The 14,586-nt window shown below is 65.8% G+C and carries 19 protein-coding genes; 8 read left to right on the forward strand and 11 right to left on the reverse strand.

Going from position 1 to position 14,586, the window contains the following annotated elements; genetic code table 11:
- Positions 1–2 precede the first annotated feature (2 nt).
- A complete protein-coding gene (locus HBE63_RS14455; RefSeq protein WP_166905349.1) occupies positions 3–455 on the reverse strand; it encodes a helix-turn-helix domain-containing protein in 453 nt (150 codons plus the stop codon).
- Positions 456–549: 94 nt separating this feature from the next.
- Here HBE63_RS14455 and HBE63_RS14460 point away from each other — a divergent pair, with 94 nt between their 5' ends.
- Positions 550–1,212, forward strand: coding sequence for an SDR family oxidoreductase (locus HBE63_RS14460; RefSeq protein ID WP_166905350.1), 663 nt, complete (start codon positions 550–552; stop codon positions 1,210–1,212).
- 56 nt (positions 1,213–1,268) lie between these two features.
- Here the strand turns inward: HBE63_RS14460 and HBE63_RS14465 are convergent, their stop codons facing one another.
- The gene (locus HBE63_RS14465) at positions 1,269–2,654 is read right to left on the reverse strand and encodes a glycine--tRNA ligase (RefSeq protein ID WP_166905351.1); all 1,386 of its coding nucleotides are present in this window, start codon (positions 2,652–2,654) and stop codon (positions 1,269–1,271) included.
- A gap of 97 nt (positions 2,655–2,751) precedes the next feature.
- Between HBE63_RS14465 and HBE63_RS14470 the strand changes: the two genes are divergently transcribed.
- Positions 2,752–3,120: a metalloregulator ArsR/SmtB family transcription factor gene (locus HBE63_RS14470; protein ID WP_166905352.1), complete on the forward strand. Its 369-nt coding sequence runs from the start codon at positions 2,752–2,754 to the stop codon at positions 3,118–3,120.
- Positions 3,117–3,515: a Fur family transcriptional regulator gene (locus HBE63_RS14475; RefSeq protein WP_166905353.1), complete on the forward strand. Its 399-nt coding sequence runs from the start codon at positions 3,117–3,119 to the stop codon at positions 3,513–3,515. Before HBE63_RS14470 ends, HBE63_RS14475 begins: the two co-directional genes overlap by 4 nt.
- A gap of 74 nt (positions 3,516–3,589) precedes the next feature.
- Here HBE63_RS14475 and HBE63_RS14480 read toward each other — a convergent pair whose 3' ends face one another.
- Genes HBE63_RS14480 through recO form a run of 4 tightly spaced genes read right to left on the reverse strand, consistent with a single transcriptional unit; the run spans position 3,590 to position 6,165 of the window.
- The gene (locus HBE63_RS14480) at positions 3,590–3,988 is read right to left on the reverse strand and encodes an NUDIX domain-containing protein (protein ID WP_166905354.1); all 399 of its coding nucleotides are present in this window, start codon (positions 3,986–3,988) and stop codon (positions 3,590–3,592) included.
- On the reverse strand, positions 3,985–4,431 hold the full coding sequence (locus HBE63_RS14485; RefSeq protein WP_166905355.1) for a hypothetical protein: 447 nt from the start codon (positions 4,429–4,431) through the stop codon (positions 3,985–3,987). Before HBE63_RS14485 ends, HBE63_RS14480 begins: the two co-directional genes overlap by 4 nt.
- A gap of 50 nt (positions 4,432–4,481) precedes the next feature.
- Positions 4,482–5,375 (reverse strand): decaprenyl diphosphate synthase, encoded by an 894-nt coding sequence (locus tag HBE63_RS14490; protein ID WP_166905356.1) that lies wholly within the window; start codon positions 5,373–5,375, stop codon positions 4,482–4,484.
- Positions 5,314–6,165, reverse strand: coding sequence for a DNA repair protein RecO (gene recO, locus HBE63_RS14495; protein WP_166905357.1), 852 nt, complete (start codon positions 6,163–6,165; stop codon positions 5,314–5,316). Before recO ends, HBE63_RS14490 begins: the two co-directional genes overlap by 62 nt.
- A 63-nt stretch (positions 6,166–6,228) precedes the next feature.
- On the opposite strand from recO, the gene HBE63_RS14500 reads away from it, so the two are divergent.
- The 5 genes from HBE63_RS14500 to HBE63_RS31155 all read left to right on the forward strand — a co-directional run bounded on the left by HBE63_RS14500 (position 6,229) and on the right by HBE63_RS31155 (position 10,413).
- A complete protein-coding gene (locus HBE63_RS14500; protein ID WP_166905358.1) occupies positions 6,229–7,716 on the forward strand; it encodes an amidase in 1,488 nt (495 codons plus the stop codon).
- 188 nt (positions 7,717–7,904) lie between these two features.
- Entirely contained in the window at positions 7,905–9,131 is a 1,227-nt protein-coding gene (locus HBE63_RS14505) for an EspA/EspE family type VII secretion system effector (RefSeq protein WP_166905359.1), read from the forward strand.
- An 18-nt stretch (positions 9,132–9,149) separates the two neighbouring features.
- Positions 9,150–9,464 (forward strand): ESX-1 secretion-associated protein, encoded by a 315-nt coding sequence (locus HBE63_RS14510; RefSeq protein ID WP_166905360.1) that lies wholly within the window; start codon positions 9,150–9,152, stop codon positions 9,462–9,464.
- Positions 9,465–9,468: 4 nt separating this feature from the next.
- Positions 9,469–10,008 (forward strand): hypothetical protein, encoded by a 540-nt coding sequence (locus tag HBE63_RS14515; protein ID WP_166905361.1) that lies wholly within the window; start codon positions 9,469–9,471, stop codon positions 10,006–10,008.
- Positions 10,009–10,074: 66 nt separating this feature from the next.
- Positions 10,075–10,413 carry a hypothetical protein gene (locus tag HBE63_RS31155; RefSeq protein ID WP_208301372.1) on the forward strand — a complete coding sequence of 113 codons (339 nt, stop codon included), beginning with the start codon at positions 10,075–10,077 and terminating at the stop codon, positions 10,411–10,413.
- 18 nt (positions 10,414–10,431) lie between these two features.
- Here HBE63_RS31155 and era read toward each other — a convergent pair whose 3' ends face one another.
- Genes era through HBE63_RS14545 form a run of 5 tightly spaced genes read right to left on the reverse strand, consistent with a single transcriptional unit; the run spans position 10,432 to position 14,508 of the window.
- Complete coding sequence (gene era, locus HBE63_RS14525) at positions 10,432–11,331, reverse strand: GTPase Era (RefSeq protein ID WP_166905362.1); 900 nt, start codon at positions 11,329–11,331, stop codon at positions 10,432–10,434.
- Complete coding sequence (locus tag HBE63_RS14530; RefSeq protein ID WP_166905363.1) at positions 11,328–11,645, reverse strand: cytidine deaminase; 318 nt, start codon at positions 11,643–11,645, stop codon at positions 11,328–11,330. The genes era and HBE63_RS14530 overlap by 4 nt, the downstream gene beginning before the upstream one ends.
- A 3-nt stretch (positions 11,646–11,648) precedes the next feature.
- Positions 11,649–12,932: a hemolysin family protein gene (locus tag HBE63_RS14535; RefSeq protein WP_166905364.1), complete on the reverse strand. Its 1,284-nt coding sequence runs from the start codon at positions 12,930–12,932 to the stop codon at positions 11,649–11,651.
- Positions 12,929–13,465: an rRNA maturation RNase YbeY gene (gene ybeY, locus HBE63_RS14540; RefSeq protein WP_166905365.1), complete on the reverse strand. Its 537-nt coding sequence runs from the start codon at positions 13,463–13,465 to the stop codon at positions 12,929–12,931. Before ybeY ends, HBE63_RS14535 begins: the two co-directional genes overlap by 4 nt.
- On the reverse strand, positions 13,462–14,508 hold the full coding sequence (locus tag HBE63_RS14545; RefSeq protein ID WP_166905366.1) for a PhoH family protein: 1,047 nt from the start codon (positions 14,506–14,508) through the stop codon (positions 13,462–13,464). The genes ybeY and HBE63_RS14545 overlap by 4 nt, the downstream gene beginning before the upstream one ends.
- Positions 14,509–14,586 lie beyond the last annotated feature (78 nt).

Raw genomic sequence — 14,586 nt, forward strand, 5'->3', positions numbered from 1 at the left:
CGCTAACTACGTGCCGTGTCGACGAGCGTGACCTCCGACGTCGCAACCGTGGTGCCGTCCTCGCGACGGAATCCGATACCGACGGGATCGCCGGTGTCCGCCTCGATGAAGCGGTAATCGCTGCTGTCCGGGCGGGCCAGGTGGACGTGACCCCACTGCCCGATCGCGGCCAATACCGGGATCAGGTCGTGTCCCGCGTCGGTCAGCACGTACCGACTGCGGGTCCGGTCGCCCGGCTGCTGATAGTCGACGACTTCGAGGACGCCGGCCGCCACCAGTTCGGATAGCCGTGCGCTGAGTACGTCGGAAGCCACCCCCAGTCGTTCGCGGAACTCCGAGAATCGTGACTTGCCCATCAGTGCCTCACGGATGATCAGCATGGCCCACCGCTGACCCAGCACCGACATGGTGCGGGCGATCGGACAGGCATTGTCGGTCCACGGATCGGCGCGCATGCCAAGATTCTAGCTGGGTTGGGAATACCTACTCAGCTGTTGGCCTTGACGAAGATGACGTTCGCACAGTCAACCGAGTTCGAAGGAGAATCCAATGTCCCATCAGATCAAGGGCGCAACCGCGGTGGTAACCGGTGGCCAGAAGGGCCTGGGCAAGGCGATCGTGGACGAACTCCTGGCCCGCGGCGCCGCCAAGGTCTACGCCACCAGCCGAACCCCCGAGCCGAGCAGCGACCCGAGGGTGGTTGTCGTCGAAGCCGAGGTCACCGACGGCGATTCAGTCGCCAGGCTGGCCGCACTGGCCGGCGACGCCACGATCGTCGTCAACAACGCCGGCGTGACGGGCGGCAAGTCACTGCTGAACAGCGACCTCGATGAAATCCGTTCCGTACTCGAAACCAACCTGTTCGGCGCACTGCGCGTGACGAGGGCCTTCGCCCCCCAGCTGGCCGGGGGCACGCTCGTCAACATCGCCTCGGTGCTGTCGTGGCTGCCCGGCTTTGGCGCCTACGGCGTCTCGAAAGCTGCGCTGTGGTCGGCGAACAACTCGCTGCGCCTGGAGCTGGACGGCCAAGCCACCGATGTGGTCGGCGTCTACCTGGGCTACACCGACACATCGATGATCGCCGATCTCGATGTGCCCAAGAACGATCCCGCCGACGTCGCCCGCCAAATCGCCGACGGCATCGAATCCGGTGCCACCGAGGTGCTAGCCGACGAACTCACCCGGCAGACCCGCGTCGGCGCCTTCGCCTGAAACCTGGACAGGACGAGCGAGCCGGCGGCTGCTGATCGCACTGCTCGGTGAAAGGGTCAGGCGCCCTTGAGCCGCACCGCCAGGTAGTCCGAAACCTTGTCCAGCGCGATGCGCTCCTGGGTCATGGCGTCGCGTTCACGGATGGTGACTGCGTTGTCGTCCAGGGTGTCGAAATCGACTGTCACGCAATACGGTGTGCCGATCTCGTCCTGGCGGCGGTAGCGCCGGCCGATCGCACCGGCGTCGTCGAACTCGACGTTCCAGTTCCTGCGCAGTTCGGCGGCCAGGTCGCGGGCCTTGGGTGAGAGGTCGGCATTGCGCGACAACGGCAGGACGGCCGCCTTGACCGGGGCCAGGCGCGGGTCGAGCTTGAGCACAGTGCGCTTGTCCACTCCGCCCTTGGCGTTGGGAGCCTCATCCTCGGTGTAGGAATCAACCAGGAAAGCCATCAGCGAGCGGGTCAGGCCGGCTGCCGGCTCGATCACGTACGGCACGTAGCGGGTGTCGGCGCCCTGGTCGTAGAACGACAGATCGACGCCGGAATGCTTGGCGTGCGTGGACAAGTCGAAGTTGGTGCGGTTGGCGATGCCTTCCAGCTCACCCCACGGGTTGCCGGCGAAACCGAACTTGTACTCGATGTCGACCGTGCCGTCGGAGTAGTGCGACAGCTTCTCCTTGGGATGGTCGTACAGGCGCAGGTTGTCCCGGTTGATGCCGAGGTCGACATACCACTGCAGCCGCGTCTCGATCCAGTACTTGTGCCATTCCGGCGCGGTCTCCGGCTCGACGAAGAACTCCATCTCCATCTGCTCGAACTCGCGAGTGCGGAAGATGAAGTTGCCCGGGGTGATCTCGTTGCGGAAGCTCTTGCCGATCTGGCCGATGCCGAACGGCGGCTTCTTGCGCGCGGTGGTGACCACGTTGGCGAAGTTCACGAAGATGCCCTGAGCGGTCTCCGGGCGCAGGTAGTGCAGACCCTCCTCCGACTCGATCGGTCCGAGGTAGGTCTTGAGCATCATGTTGAAGTCGCGCGGCTCGGTCCACCGGCCCTTGGTGCCGCAGTCCGGGCAGACGATCTCATCCATGGAGACAGAGTCAGGGTCGTCGAGCCCCTTCTTCAGGGCGTAGGCCTCCTGCATGTGGTCCTGCCGATGCCGCTTGTGGCAGTTCAGGCACTCCACCAGCGGATCGTTGAAGACCTCGACGTGACCCGAGGCGACCCACACCTGGCGCGGCAGGATGATCGCGCTGTCCAGGCCGACGACATCGTCGCGGCCGGTGATCATGGACTTCCACCACTGGCGCTTGATGTTCTCCTTGAGTTCGACACCGAGCGGGCCGTAATCCCACGCGGACTTGGTGCCGCCGTAGATCTCTCCGGACTGGAAGACCAGGCCACGGCGTTTCGCCAGGTTCGCAACGGTGTCGATGATGGATGCCACGGTGCATCAGAGTAGCGACCAGCTCGCCGGCAGCGATAATCCGCCGCGGCCGGCGCAGCGGTTGACATGCAATAGCGCGCATGTATTCTGGCCCGTAATGGAAACGATTTCCAATTTCACGACGACTCAACACGACGACGCACGCGAGCACGGGGCCGCCCCGCCGCCGGAGTTGCCATCACGCGAGGTCCTCGACACCGCGGGCGAGCTGCTGCGCGCACTGGCCGCTCCCCTGCGGATTGCGATCGTCCTGCAGCTGCAGCAGTCCCAACGCTGCGTGCACGAGTTGGTCGACGCCCTCGCCGTGCCGCAGCCGCTGGTGAGCCAGCACCTCCGGATTCTCAAGCAGGCCGGAGTCGTGGCCAGCGAGCGGGCCGGCCGCGAGGTGCTCTACCGCCTCGTCGACCACCACCTGGCCCACATCGTCGCCGACGCCGTCGCCCACGCCGGTGAGGAGCACGAGTGACGGGCGCGGTCCGGTCCACCCGGCAGCGCGCGGCGATCGCCGACCTGCTCAACGAGACCGACGGATTCCGCTCAGCGCAGGAACTACACGACGAGCTGCGCCGCCGCGGCCAGGGCATCGGCCTGACCACTGTGTACCGCACCCTGCAGACCATGGCCACCACCGGCAACGTCGACACATTGCGCACCGACACCGGTGAATCGGTCTACCGGCGTTGCTCCGAGGACCATCACCACCATCTGGTGTGCCGGGCCTGTGGCGCGACCGTCGAGATCTCGGGCGGCCACGTCGAGGCCTGGGCCGCCGATGTGGCCCGCGAGCACGGTTTCTCCGACGTCAGCCACACGATCGAGATCTTCGGGACCTGCGGCGAGTGCGGCGGCGCCGCGGGTTGAACGACTTTCCGCGTATGAAGCGTGGTGGCGGTCCCCAGGCCGATTTTTCGCCATAGCGCTTCACACGCGGGGTGCTAGGCCCGATCGCGTACCAGCGTGAGCACGGTGTGCTCGGTGAGCGGCGCGAGCCGAACGTCGCCCGGCTCGTGCAGATCGATCCACGCCATCTCGGCGATCTCGGCCTGCGGCCGCGGCTCACTGTCGAGGCTGATCAGGTAGAGCCACGCATCGACGGTGTGGCCGGGTTCATTGGCGGCGGGCGCGGTGAAGTGGCCGAGTTCTTCGGCCGCCGAAACGTCAAAACCGGCCCCGAGCTCCTCGCGGACCTCCCGCGCCAGTGCCTCGATCGGCTGCTCACCCGGCTCGATCTTGCCGCCCGGCTGCATGAACGCCGTCGTACCGCGCTTGCGGACCACGAGTAACCGGTTGTCCTCACCGACCACCACTGCCGCGACGATGCGAATGACCGTCACGTCATCAGGTCCCGGCGCACGTCGGCGCCGGTGGCCAGCACCATCAGGATCAGCGTGCGCAGCGCGTCGTCGGTGAGCCCTGCCGCCGGGAAGTTGTAGCGCAACATCACGTCGGCGACCTTCTTGGCCGGCCGCTTGCGCGCAGCGCCTTTGGGCGTCGCCCCGTTTGTGGACGTCTCGACCAGCTTCTCCACCAGCACCACCGTGCCTAGCATCGTCTTGCTGGCATGATCGGACACCCGTTGGCGAATCTTGTTGTCCAGCGGCAGATCCCACGCCAACGGTTGGGTCAGCGAAACCATCTCCAGATCCTCGGCGATGGGCACCACCCGCACCGAGGCGACCGAACCGTCGACCGTCACGGTCAGCGCGTCGTCGTCTTCCTCGACGACGGACATCACCTCGCCGAGTACCACGGACAACCGCTGCAAGAGATCTGTCATGTCAGGCCCTTCCGCTCAGGCTTGTCATTCGGCTCTGCCACTCAGGCTTGTCATTCGGCTCTGCCGAAGCGACGGTTGCGGTTCACATACTCCTCGCACGCCGCCCACAGGTCGCGCCGGTCGTAATCGGGCCACAGCTTGTCCTGGAACACGAACTCCGCATAGGCCGACTGCCACAGCAGGAAGTTGCTGGCCCGCTGCTCCCCCGACGTCCGGATGAACAGGTCCACATCGGGGATGTCGGGGCGGTGCAGATGCTTGGCAAAAGATGCCTCACTGATCCGGCTCGGGTTGAGCTTGCCCTCGACGGCCTCGGCGGCCAGTGCCTGCGCAGCCTCGACGAGTTCGGTGCGCCCACCGTAGTTCACGCAGTAGTTGACCGTGATGACGTCGTTGCCGACTGTCATCTGCTCGGCGATGTCGAACTCCTTGATGACACTGCGCCACATCTTGGGCCGCGATCCGACCCAGCGCATGTTCACACCCATGGCGTTCAGGTTCTCTCGGCGGCGACGCACCACCTCCCGGTTGAAGCCCATCAGGAACCGGACCTCCTCGGTGCTGCGCTTCCAGTTCTCGGTGGAGAACGCGTAGACGCTCAAGTGTTTGATACCCAATTCGATGGCACCGCAGGTGATGTCGATCAGCACCGCCTCGCCCATCTTGTGGCCTTCGGTGCGGCCCAGGCCGCGCTGGGTGGCCCACCGACCGTTGCCGTCCATTACCACGGCGACGTGATTGGGCACCTGATCGGCAGGGATCCGGGGCGCGACTGCCTTGGATGTGTGTTGGGGCGGGCGAGCGAAGCGGCCATTGGTGCCGGCCGGGATCTCGGGGAAGACGACGGGCCAGGTCGAAGTATCCGGGAAGACCGGATAGTCCTCAGGCGCCGGGGGCAGCTGTGGGTAGGTTGATTTGCCCCGCTTGTCCCGCTTCAAAGCCATGGGGCATATCCTGCCTGACCAGCGTCGCGCGCTGTTCGGCGACTGTCCGATCGATCCGGTACACCCGCTCGACCAGAGGCAATGTCCGCAGCTGACGCTCCAGGTGCCACTGCAGATGCGCCGCGATCAGCCCGCTGGCCTGGCTGCGATGCCCCGATGAGGATGCCTCGGCGTACTCCCAGTCACCCTCGTGCAGCGCCGACATCAGTTCCAGCACGGGCTGGGGCGGAGTGCTGGATCCGCTGGGCCGACAGTGCACGCACACACTGCCGCCGGCGGCGACGTGAAATGCCCGGTGCGGACCCGGCGCGGCGCAGCGAGCACACTCAGTCAGCGCCGGCGCCCACCCGGCGACCGTCATCGCCCGCAGCAGGTAGGAATCCAGCACCAACTCGCGGGCCCGGCGGCCGTCGGCCACCGCACGCAGGGCGGCCACCGTGAGCCGGTGCAGGTCGGGCATCGGTGCCCGCTCCTCGCCGGCCAGCCGCTCGGCGGTCTCCAACATCGCGCACGCACTCGTGTAGCGGCCGTAGTCACTGACGATGTCGGCGGCGAACGCGTCGATGGCCTGCACCTGGGTGACGATGTCGAGGTTGCGCCCCGGATGCAGCTGCACATCGATATGGGCAAACGGCTCCAGCCGCGCACCGAACTTGCTGCGGGTACGCCGGACTCCCTTGGCCACCGCGCGTACCAAACCATGGTCGCGGGTGAGCAGGGTGACAATCCGGTCGGCTTCGCCGAGCTTGTGCTGGCGCAGCACCACCGCCCGGTCCCGGTACAGCCGCATCGTGACAGTGTCGCACCATGGCCGGACAGGTTCCGTTACGCACCGCCGATATTCTCGAAAGTGATGGCCAAATCTGCGACTTCCGACCCAAGCTCTTTCCGATTTCCGACCCTGACCAATCAGCTCTATCAACTTGCCAGCGGCGCAGACACTTCTGAGGAACTGGTACAGCAGTCGCTGCGCGCCATCACCGCGAGCCAGTCCACCCTCAACGCATTCCGCGTCGTGCTGACCGAGCAGGCGCTGGCCGACGCCGCCAAGGCCGACACGGCTCGCGCAGCCGGCAAACAACTCCCGCTGCTGGGAATTCCCATCGCGGTCAAGGACGACGTCGACGTCGCCGGGGTGCCCACCCGGTTCGGCACCGACGGCTCCACTCGCATCGCCACCGACGACGCCGAGGTGGTGCGCCGCCTCCGGGCCGCGGGCGCGGTGATCGTCGGGAAGACCAATACCTGCGAGCTCGGACAGTGGCCGTTCACCGGCGGGCCGGGGTTCGGCCATACCCGCAACCCGTGGTCACGCAAGCACAGCCCGGGTGGATCCTCGGGCGGCAGCGCCGCGGCCGTCGCCGCCGGCCTGGTGACTGCGGCCATCGGATCCGATGGCGCGGGCAGTGTCCGCATCCCCGCGGCGTGGACGCACCTGGTCGGCATCAAGCCGCAGCGTGGTCGCATCTCCACCTGGCCGCTGCCCGAGGCGTTCAACGGCATCACGGTCAACGGCGTGCTGGCCCGCACTGTCACCGACGCGGCCCTGGTGCTCGACGCCGCATCCGGTAACGCCGACGGCGACCTACACAAGCCCGCGCCGATACAGGCCGCCGAGCACGTCGGCCGCGCCCCCGGGCCGCTACGGGTCGCCATGTCGACGAAGTTCCCGTTCACCGGTTTCCGGGCGACGCTGCACCCGGAGATCCGCGACGCGCTACAGGGCATCGCCGATCAACTCGGGCACCTGGGTCACACCGTGGTGGAGAAAGACCCCAACTACAGCCTGCGGATGTCCTGGGACTTCCTGGCCCGCTCCACCTCCGGCCTGCTCGACTGGACCGACCGCCTCGGCGATGTGCCCTACGACGAGCGCACGGTGGCCAACATGAGGATCGGCCGGTTGTTGTCACAGGACGTGCTCCGCAAAGCCCGGGCACACGAGGCCGCCGCACAGCGCCGCATCTCCTGGATCTTCAATCTCGTCGACGTCATCATCGCGCCGACCACCGCCCAACCACCGCCGCTCACACACGAATTCGACCGCCGCGGGTGGTCCGCCACCGAACGCGCCTCGATCGCCGCCTGCCCGGTGACCTGGCCCTGGAACCTACTGGGCTGGCCGTCGATCAACGTACCCGCCGGCTTTACCTCCGACGGACTGCCGATCGGCATCCAACTGATGGGGCCCGCTGACAGTGAGCCGCTGCTGATCTCGCTGGCCGCCGAGTTGGAGGCGATCACCGGCTGGGCCGCCAAGCAACCCGAGGTCTGGTGGACGGCCCCGTCCCAGACCGACGCGTCACAAGCCGCCGCCGCGATCAACGCGCTTGACGGGTAGGCCGGAGGAGCGGCTTACACCTGACAGATAGCTGTCGAAAAGCTGTGACAATTAGTGAGATTGGCATCTCTTACCCCTTGTTACGCTCGAATCCACGGCGTGGGGCCGCGACGAACTCGTCAAATCAGCCGGGGAGGGCCAAGAGGCGTGCGCACCGATCAATCCATGTGCAATGGGCAGGGACCCGAGTGACCGGTTCAGAAGACGACGGAGGCGCCAAAGGGCCCAAAGGCCCCAGCAAGTTCGGCATAGCGACAACCGCGTTTAGCACCTACAGCGATCTGAAGAAGCTCATGGAGGGCGATCCCATGGGCGCGGTTGGCCTGATCGGCGACGCCGGCAAATGGGCCCAGTTGCTCATTCCCACGGCCACCGCCACACCAGTAATCGCCGCTGGGTTGAAGCTCTTGATGTTGACCAGCGTCACCATGGGCGAGGGAAGCCCCGACGGTGGTGGCGCCTTCAGCGACGGCGCGAAACAGTTCCAAACCAACGGGAAAAGCCTCGAAGGCGCCTACCCCACCGAAACGTGGTCCGGCTCTGCCTCCGACGCCTACACGGCGCAAAACTCGCACCAGATCCAGCGTGCGACAACCATGTTGCAAGCCGACAACGACATCGTTCGAATTCTGTCCACACAGGCGGGACAGGTCAACCATGCCCGGACTGAAGTCGACTGGTCGTCAAAAGGTTTGGCCGCAATGATTCCGGTGGCAATGGCGCTGGAGGCTACGGTACTGGGAGCTCCGGAGTCGATTGCGCTCCAGATGGCTGCGGTGGCTACGGCGCTCGCCGTCGCGGGGGCGGCGGCAGCCAATCTGGTGAACTATTCGCAAGACAATGCCGCGCAGATTCGAGAAGCCACAGAAAAGTACCGTCAAGCGGGCGCGGTGGTCCCGTCAGGCTCAGGTTCGCCTGCCGCACCGTCCGGTTCGGGCGACCAGAGCGGGTCCAACAATCCGGGCAATCCGTCTGGGCAGGACACCCCGGGCACCCAGAGCGGGCCCACGAGCACCCCGAGCTCGCGCAATCAGTCCGGCGGTGGCGGCTCGGGTGCCGGCGGCGGCTCGGGTTCGGGCGCCGGGGGCGGATCTGGCACCGGCACCGGCAGCGGCGGATCGGGCTCCGGTCGCGGGATGGGTGGCATGCCGTCGCTTCCTCAAATGGGCGGCGGTTCGGGTGGCGGCGGCACCGAAGCGCTCGGCAGTCTCACGAGCGCCGCCGGTCAAATCGTCGAGACCGTGACGCAGGCAGTGGAGCAGGTCGATCAGCAAGACCCGAACACGCAGAATGACGGCAGGCCCGGTGCGGCGGGGGGTGGCGAATCGCAGGCCGGTCGCGCGCCGATCAATGCCTCGTCCGGCGCCGGCACCGCGAACCATGCTGCGCCGCAACGCCTCACCACCGACGTGTAACCGCGAAAGGAGCCATTCATGTCTGACGAATTGAACGTTCTCACTTCGGACCTCCGAGATATGTCGACCACGCATGACGCGGCCGCGACCGGATTCTCCGCGGCGGGCGATACCACGTCGTTTGTGGAATGGAAGGTGCTGGCAACGCACGGCCCGATCTGCTGGTCGTCCCAGCAAGCACTGTGCGAAGCGAACGAGGCCCGCAAATCCGCCTCCGAAGCGATGATGAATGCGTCCAACGACCTGTCCCAGAAGCTCACGACGGCGGCCTCGCAGTACGACCAGACCGACGCGCAAGAATCCGGCACCCTCGGCCGGACCATGCAGTGCTAGTCGCATGAGCGATCACACCTGGGACGACGACGATCCCGAAGACGAGCAGTTCGCGAGCGACCTCGACGCGCTGGGTTTCGACGACACGCAACACAGCGATGACGACCACGACGGCTGGTCCGGGCTCGACGCGTTCACGGTCGATGAAACCCACAGCGGGCCAACGCCAGATGCACCTGAACCGACCACGCCCGGTCACGATGACCAGGAGGGGCCGGTCACCTTCGGTGTGACGAACCCGGCCGGAACGATCACCGCGCAAGCCACGATCTCGGGCGCGATCAATCGGATCGAGTTGTCCTCAGTCACAACGTCGATGACCGAATCGGACCTCGCACGCGACATCATGGCCACCGCCAAGCTGGCGAACCTCCAGGCCCGAGCGATCCAGCGCGCGATGGTCCAAAGCCTGCTGATGAATCAGGGAATGGATCAGGATGTCGCCGCGCAGTTCATCGACGACATCGCCGACCTGCCCACACCGGCACAGTCCGAGGCGGCCCAAGCCGAGGCGACGGCGGAATATCTGCGAGGCGAGCGCTGACCGTCAGCAGCTTGTCGGCCAGGTAGGATTTTGCACGCTAATGAATAGGCAAGGGGGAATGCCGCAGTGAGCTATCCGGATCCGTACCAGCCCCAACAGCAACCTCCGCCAGGGCAGTATCCACCGCCGCCACCCGGCCCCTACGGCTATGGTTATCCGCCCAACGGTGGTCATCCGCCCGCCGCACCACACGGCGCCCAACCACAACCCGATGCCAAGGGAAACGACGGCAATTCGTGGGGGTGGCAGCTTATGGAAGGGCTGTTGGATCTCTTCAGCGGCTCCTCCTCGTACGGGCTCGGCAAGAGCTCACGAGACCGCGTCAAGACCACGCTGATCATTCTTGGCGTGGGGATTGCCGCGATCGTGATCCTGATCGCGGTTGCCGTAGCGATGAGCAAATAGCGGCGAGCGCTGGGCCAGTTAGAACCCGAGCCGACCCAGCTGCTTCGGATCACGCTGCCAGTTCTTGGCGATCTTGACCCGCAGGTCGAGATAAACCTTTGTACCGAGCAGCTTTTCGATCTGGGTGCGGGCGGCAGTACCGACCTCACGGAGGCGGGCGCCACCCTTGCCGATCACGATGCCCTTCTGGCTGTCGCGCTCGACGTAGAGGATCGCGTGTACGTCGATCAGATCATCGCGGCCTTCACGCTCTTCAACCTCTTCGATCACCACGGCCAGGGAATGCGGCAATTCGTCACGCACACCTTCCAGCGCTGCCTCACGAATGAGCTCGGCCATCAGTACTTCCTCGGGCTCATCGGTGAGCTCGCCGTCGGGGTAATAGGCAGGCCCCGGCGGCAGTTTCGAGACGAGGACATCGGTGAGCACATCGAGTTGTTCACCCGCGGTGGCCGAGACCGGCACGATGTCGGCATCCGGCCCCAGGAGTTCGCTGACGGCCATCAGTTGTTCGGCGACGCGATCCTTGGGCACCTTGTCGATCTTGGTGACCACGGCAATCAGGGTGGTCTTCGGCGCCACCGCGCGGATCTGTTGAAGGATCCAGCGGTCGCCGGGGCCGATGCGCTCATCGGCGGGGATGCACAGACCGATCACGTCCACCTCGGAGTAGGTGTCCTTGACCAGGTCGTTGAGCCGCTGTCCGAGCAGGGTGCGTGGGCGATGCAGCCCAGGGGTGTCGACCAGGATGATCTGGAAGTCCTCGCGGTGCACGATGCCGCGGATCGTATGCCGGGTGGTCTGCGGGCGGTTCGAGGTGATCGCGACCTTCTGGCCCACCAGGGCGTTGGTGAGCGTCGATTTGCCGGTGTTGGGCCTGCCGACGAAACAGGCGAAGCCGGAACGGAATTCACTCATACCGGGGTTCCCGCTCGGTCGGTGACGATCACCGCGGCCTCGGCGGACAGTTCCTGCACCGCGGCGACGCCTGGGTCGTCGGCCGAACCGCCGAGCAGCACCGCGGCCTCCAGTCCGGTGGCACCACTGGACACCGCAGCGGCCACCGCCGCCTGCAACGCGGTCAACTGGAGCGCCGCCAGGGTCACCGGGGCACCGGCGTAGGTGCGGCCGTCCTGGTCACGCACCGCCGCACCGGTGGAGGCCTCGGCGCGACCCATCGCGCCGCGGGCCAACACCACGAGTTTGGTGTCCTCGGTATCGAGTTCAATCATCGGTTACTTGTCCTCCTCAGGCTCTACCGGGCCGACCAGCACCGTGCCGATCCGCACCCGACCACGGTGGTCCGAACCGCCTTCAGCGCGCAGCCGCAGGCCCTCCCAGATCACTTCGGCGCCGGGAAGCGGTACCCGTCCCAGTTCGAATGCGACCAGGCCACCGACGGTGTCCGGTTCCAGATCCTCGTCGGGCTCCAGTTCGTAAAGTTCGCAGAGATCCTCGATCGGCAGCCGGGTAGAGACCCGAAACTGCCGCTCGCCCAGATCTTCCACCGGAACGACCTCGCCGGCGTCATACTCGTCGACGATCTCGCCCACGATCTCCTCAAGCACGTCCTCGATGGTGACCAGACCGGCGATAGCGCCGTATTCATCGACGAGCAGCGCCATGTGGTTGCGGTCGAGCTGCATCTCTTTGAGAAGCTCGTCGAGTGGCTTGGAGTCCGGGACGAACACCGCTGGACGCATCACCTGCGCCACGTTGGTGTCACGGCCGCCGTTGGTCGAGTAATAGGTCTGCTGGACAAGGTCTTTCAGATAGACCACGCCGACGATGTCGTCGACGTTCTCGCCGATCACCGGGATGCGGGAGTGCCCACTGCGCACCGCCAGCGAGGTGGCCTGACCGGCCGACTTGTCCGATTCGATCCACACCATCTCGGTGCGCGGCACCATGACCTCACGGGCCGGGGTGTCGCCGAGTTCGAACACCGACTGAATCATCCGGCGTTCCTCGTCGGCCACCACGCCGCGCTGCTGGGCCAGGTCGACGACCTCACGCAATTCGATCTCGGATGCGAACGGACCGTTGCGGAAACCGCGGCCAGGAGTCAACGCGTTACCGATCAGCACCAGCAGGCGGCTGATCGGAGTGAGCAGCACCGAGATCGCCTGCAGCGGCAAGGCCGAGACCAGCGCGATGGAGTAGGCGTTCTGCCTACCGACCGTGCGCGGACCGACGCCGATGGCCACGAAGCTCGTCACCACCATGATCGCGGCGGAAGCCACCAGGCCCCACCCGACGCCGAGGTGCCCGTCGAGGAAGGACGCCAGTAGCACGGTGGCGGTGATCTCGCAGGTAATCCGGAGGAGCACAACAAGATTGATATAGCGGGGCCGTTCGGCGACTACCCGGCTGAGCCGGGCGGCACCCGGGCGTTCCTCGCGGACCAGTTCCTCGATCCGCGCGATCGAGACGGTGGACAGGGCGGCGTCAATGGCAGCGAACAGGCCACCGAACCCGACCAGCACCACGGCGCCGAGCAGCGGAAGTAGGCCGGTCACGGTTCGTCGAAATATCGGGACTTGTCCAGCAGCCGCTGGTCTTTCTCACTCTGCCGGTCGGCGTGATACGACTCGACCTGATCAGCCACCCACTCCTCGAGGAGCTGACGCTGCAGCGCGAACATCTCCTTCTCCTCGTCCGGCTCGGCGTGGTCGTAACCGAGCAGATGCAGCACCCCGTGCACGGTCAGCAACGCCAACTCCTGACCGAGCGAGTGCCCGGCCTTGGCGGCCTGCTGCTCGGCGAACTCCGGGCACAACACGATGTCACCGAGCATGGCCGGTCCCGGCTCGGGTGCATCCGGCCGGCCCCCGGGCTCCAGCTCATCCATCGGGAAACTCATCACATCGGTGGGACCGGGCAGGTCCATCCACCGCATGTGCAGATCGGCCATCGCCGCACTGTCCAGGAGCACCATTGACAACTCAGCCGCCGGATTCACGTCCATCTTGGCGATGACGAAGCGCGCGACGCTGATCAGCTCGTCCTCGGAGACATCGATGCCCGACTCGTTGGATACCTCGATGCTCATCGGCGAGGTCGCCCGTTCGGTGAACGGCGATGAGACCGGTTGAGCAATGTTGGCTCCTCGTGTCGGGCGTAGGCGTCGACGATCTCGGACACCAAGCGGTGGCGGACCACGTCGGCGCTGGTGAGCTCGGCGAAGTGGATGTCGTCGATACCGTCGAGGATGTTCATCGCCGCCCGCAGCCCGGAAGTAGCGCCACCATGCAGGTCCACCTGCGTAATATCGCCGGTGACAACGACTTTCGAGCCGAATCCGAGCCGGGTCAGGAACATCTTCATCTGCTCGGCAGTGGTGTTCTGCGCCTCGTCGAGGATGATGAACGCATCATTGAGGGTCCTGCCCCGCATGTATGCCAACGGCGCGACCTCAATTACCCCGGCACTCATCAGCTTTGGAATGAGCTCGGGGTCCATCATGTCGTGCAGCGCGTCATACAGCGGCCGCAGGTACGGGTCGATCTTCTCGCTCAACGTGCCGGGCAGGAAACCAAGGCGCTCACCGGCTTCTACCGCGGGGCGGGTCAGGATGATCCGGTTGACCTGCTTGGTCTGCAGCGCGCTGACTGCCTTGGCCATCGCCAGATAGGTCTTGCCGGTACCGGCCGGGCCGATGCCGAACACGATGGTGTGCGCATCGATGGCGTCGACGTAGCGCTTCTGGTTGAGCGTCTTGGGCCGGATGGTCTTGCCGCGGCGGCTCAGGATGTCGAGCGTGAGTACCTCGGCCGGGGACTCGTCCTCGGTTCCGGTGAGGATGGCGACGCTGTGGCGCACCGCCTCGGGGCTGACCACCTGCCCACTGGAGGCGACGGCGATCAGCTCGGCGACGACACGTTCGGCCAGTGCGACGTCGGCGGGTTCGCCGGTGAAGGTGATCTCGTTGCCGCGGGCGTGGATGTCGGCGGTCAGGAGTCTTTCGAGTGCCCGTAGATTCTCGTCGGCGGAGCCAAGCAGGCCCACGATGATGTCGGGCGGAACAGTGATGCTGCTGCGGACCGGTTCGGATGCGGTGGCCGACGAGTCAGCGGTCGTGTCGCGGGGCGTCACGTGGAGTTTGTGCCTGCTTTCCGTGTTTTCAAGACGGCCGGCTGCCGTCGTACTGTTGTCAGTTTACCGCTGGTCAAT

The sequence above is a fragment of the Mycobacterium sp. DL440 genome (assembly GCF_011745145.1).
Lineage (GTDB): Bacteria > Actinomycetota > Actinomycetes > Mycobacteriales > Mycobacteriaceae > Mycobacterium.

Bases quoted from the DNA above. Each gene is read 5' to 3' on its own strand.
- HBE63_RS14515 (WP_166905361.1), top strand. From the start codon at position 9,469: ATGAGCGATCACACCTGGGACGACGACGATCCCGAAGACGAGCAGTTC.
- HBE63_RS14485 (WP_166905355.1), bottom strand. From the start codon at position 4,431: ATGACAGATCTCTTGCAGCGGTTGTCCGTGGTACTCGGCGAGGTGATG.
- HBE63_RS14455 (WP_166905349.1), bottom strand. From the start codon at position 455: ATGCGCGCCGATCCGTGGACCGACAATGCCTGTCCGATCGCCCGCACC.
- HBE63_RS14500 (WP_166905358.1), top strand. From the start codon at position 6,229: ATGGCCAAATCTGCGACTTCCGACCCAAGCTCTTTCCGATTTCCGACC.
- HBE63_RS14460 (WP_166905350.1), top strand. From the start codon at position 550: ATGTCCCATCAGATCAAGGGCGCAACCGCGGTGGTAACCGGTGGCCAG.
- HBE63_RS14490 (WP_166905356.1), bottom strand. From the start codon at position 5,375: ATGGCTTTGAAGCGGGACAAGCGGGGCAAATCAACCTACCCACAGCTG.
- ybeY (WP_166905365.1), bottom strand. From the start codon at position 13,465: ATGAGCATCGAGGTATCCAACGAGTCGGGCATCGATGTCTCCGAGGAC.
- HBE63_RS14470 (WP_166905352.1), top strand. From the start codon at position 2,752: ATGGAAACGATTTCCAATTTCACGACGACTCAACACGACGACGCACGC.
- HBE63_RS14510 (WP_166905360.1), top strand. From the start codon at position 9,150: ATGTCTGACGAATTGAACGTTCTCACTTCGGACCTCCGAGATATGTCG.
- era (WP_166905362.1), bottom strand. From the start codon at position 11,331: ATGAGTGAATTCCGTTCCGGCTTCGCCTGTTTCGTCGGCAGGCCCAAC.
- HBE63_RS14530 (WP_166905363.1), bottom strand. From the start codon at position 11,645: ATGATTGAACTCGATACCGAGGACACCAAACTCGTGGTGTTGGCCCGC.
- recO (WP_166905357.1), bottom strand. From the start codon at position 6,165: ATGCGGCTGTACCGGGACCGGGCGGTGGTGCTGCGCCAGCACAAGCTC.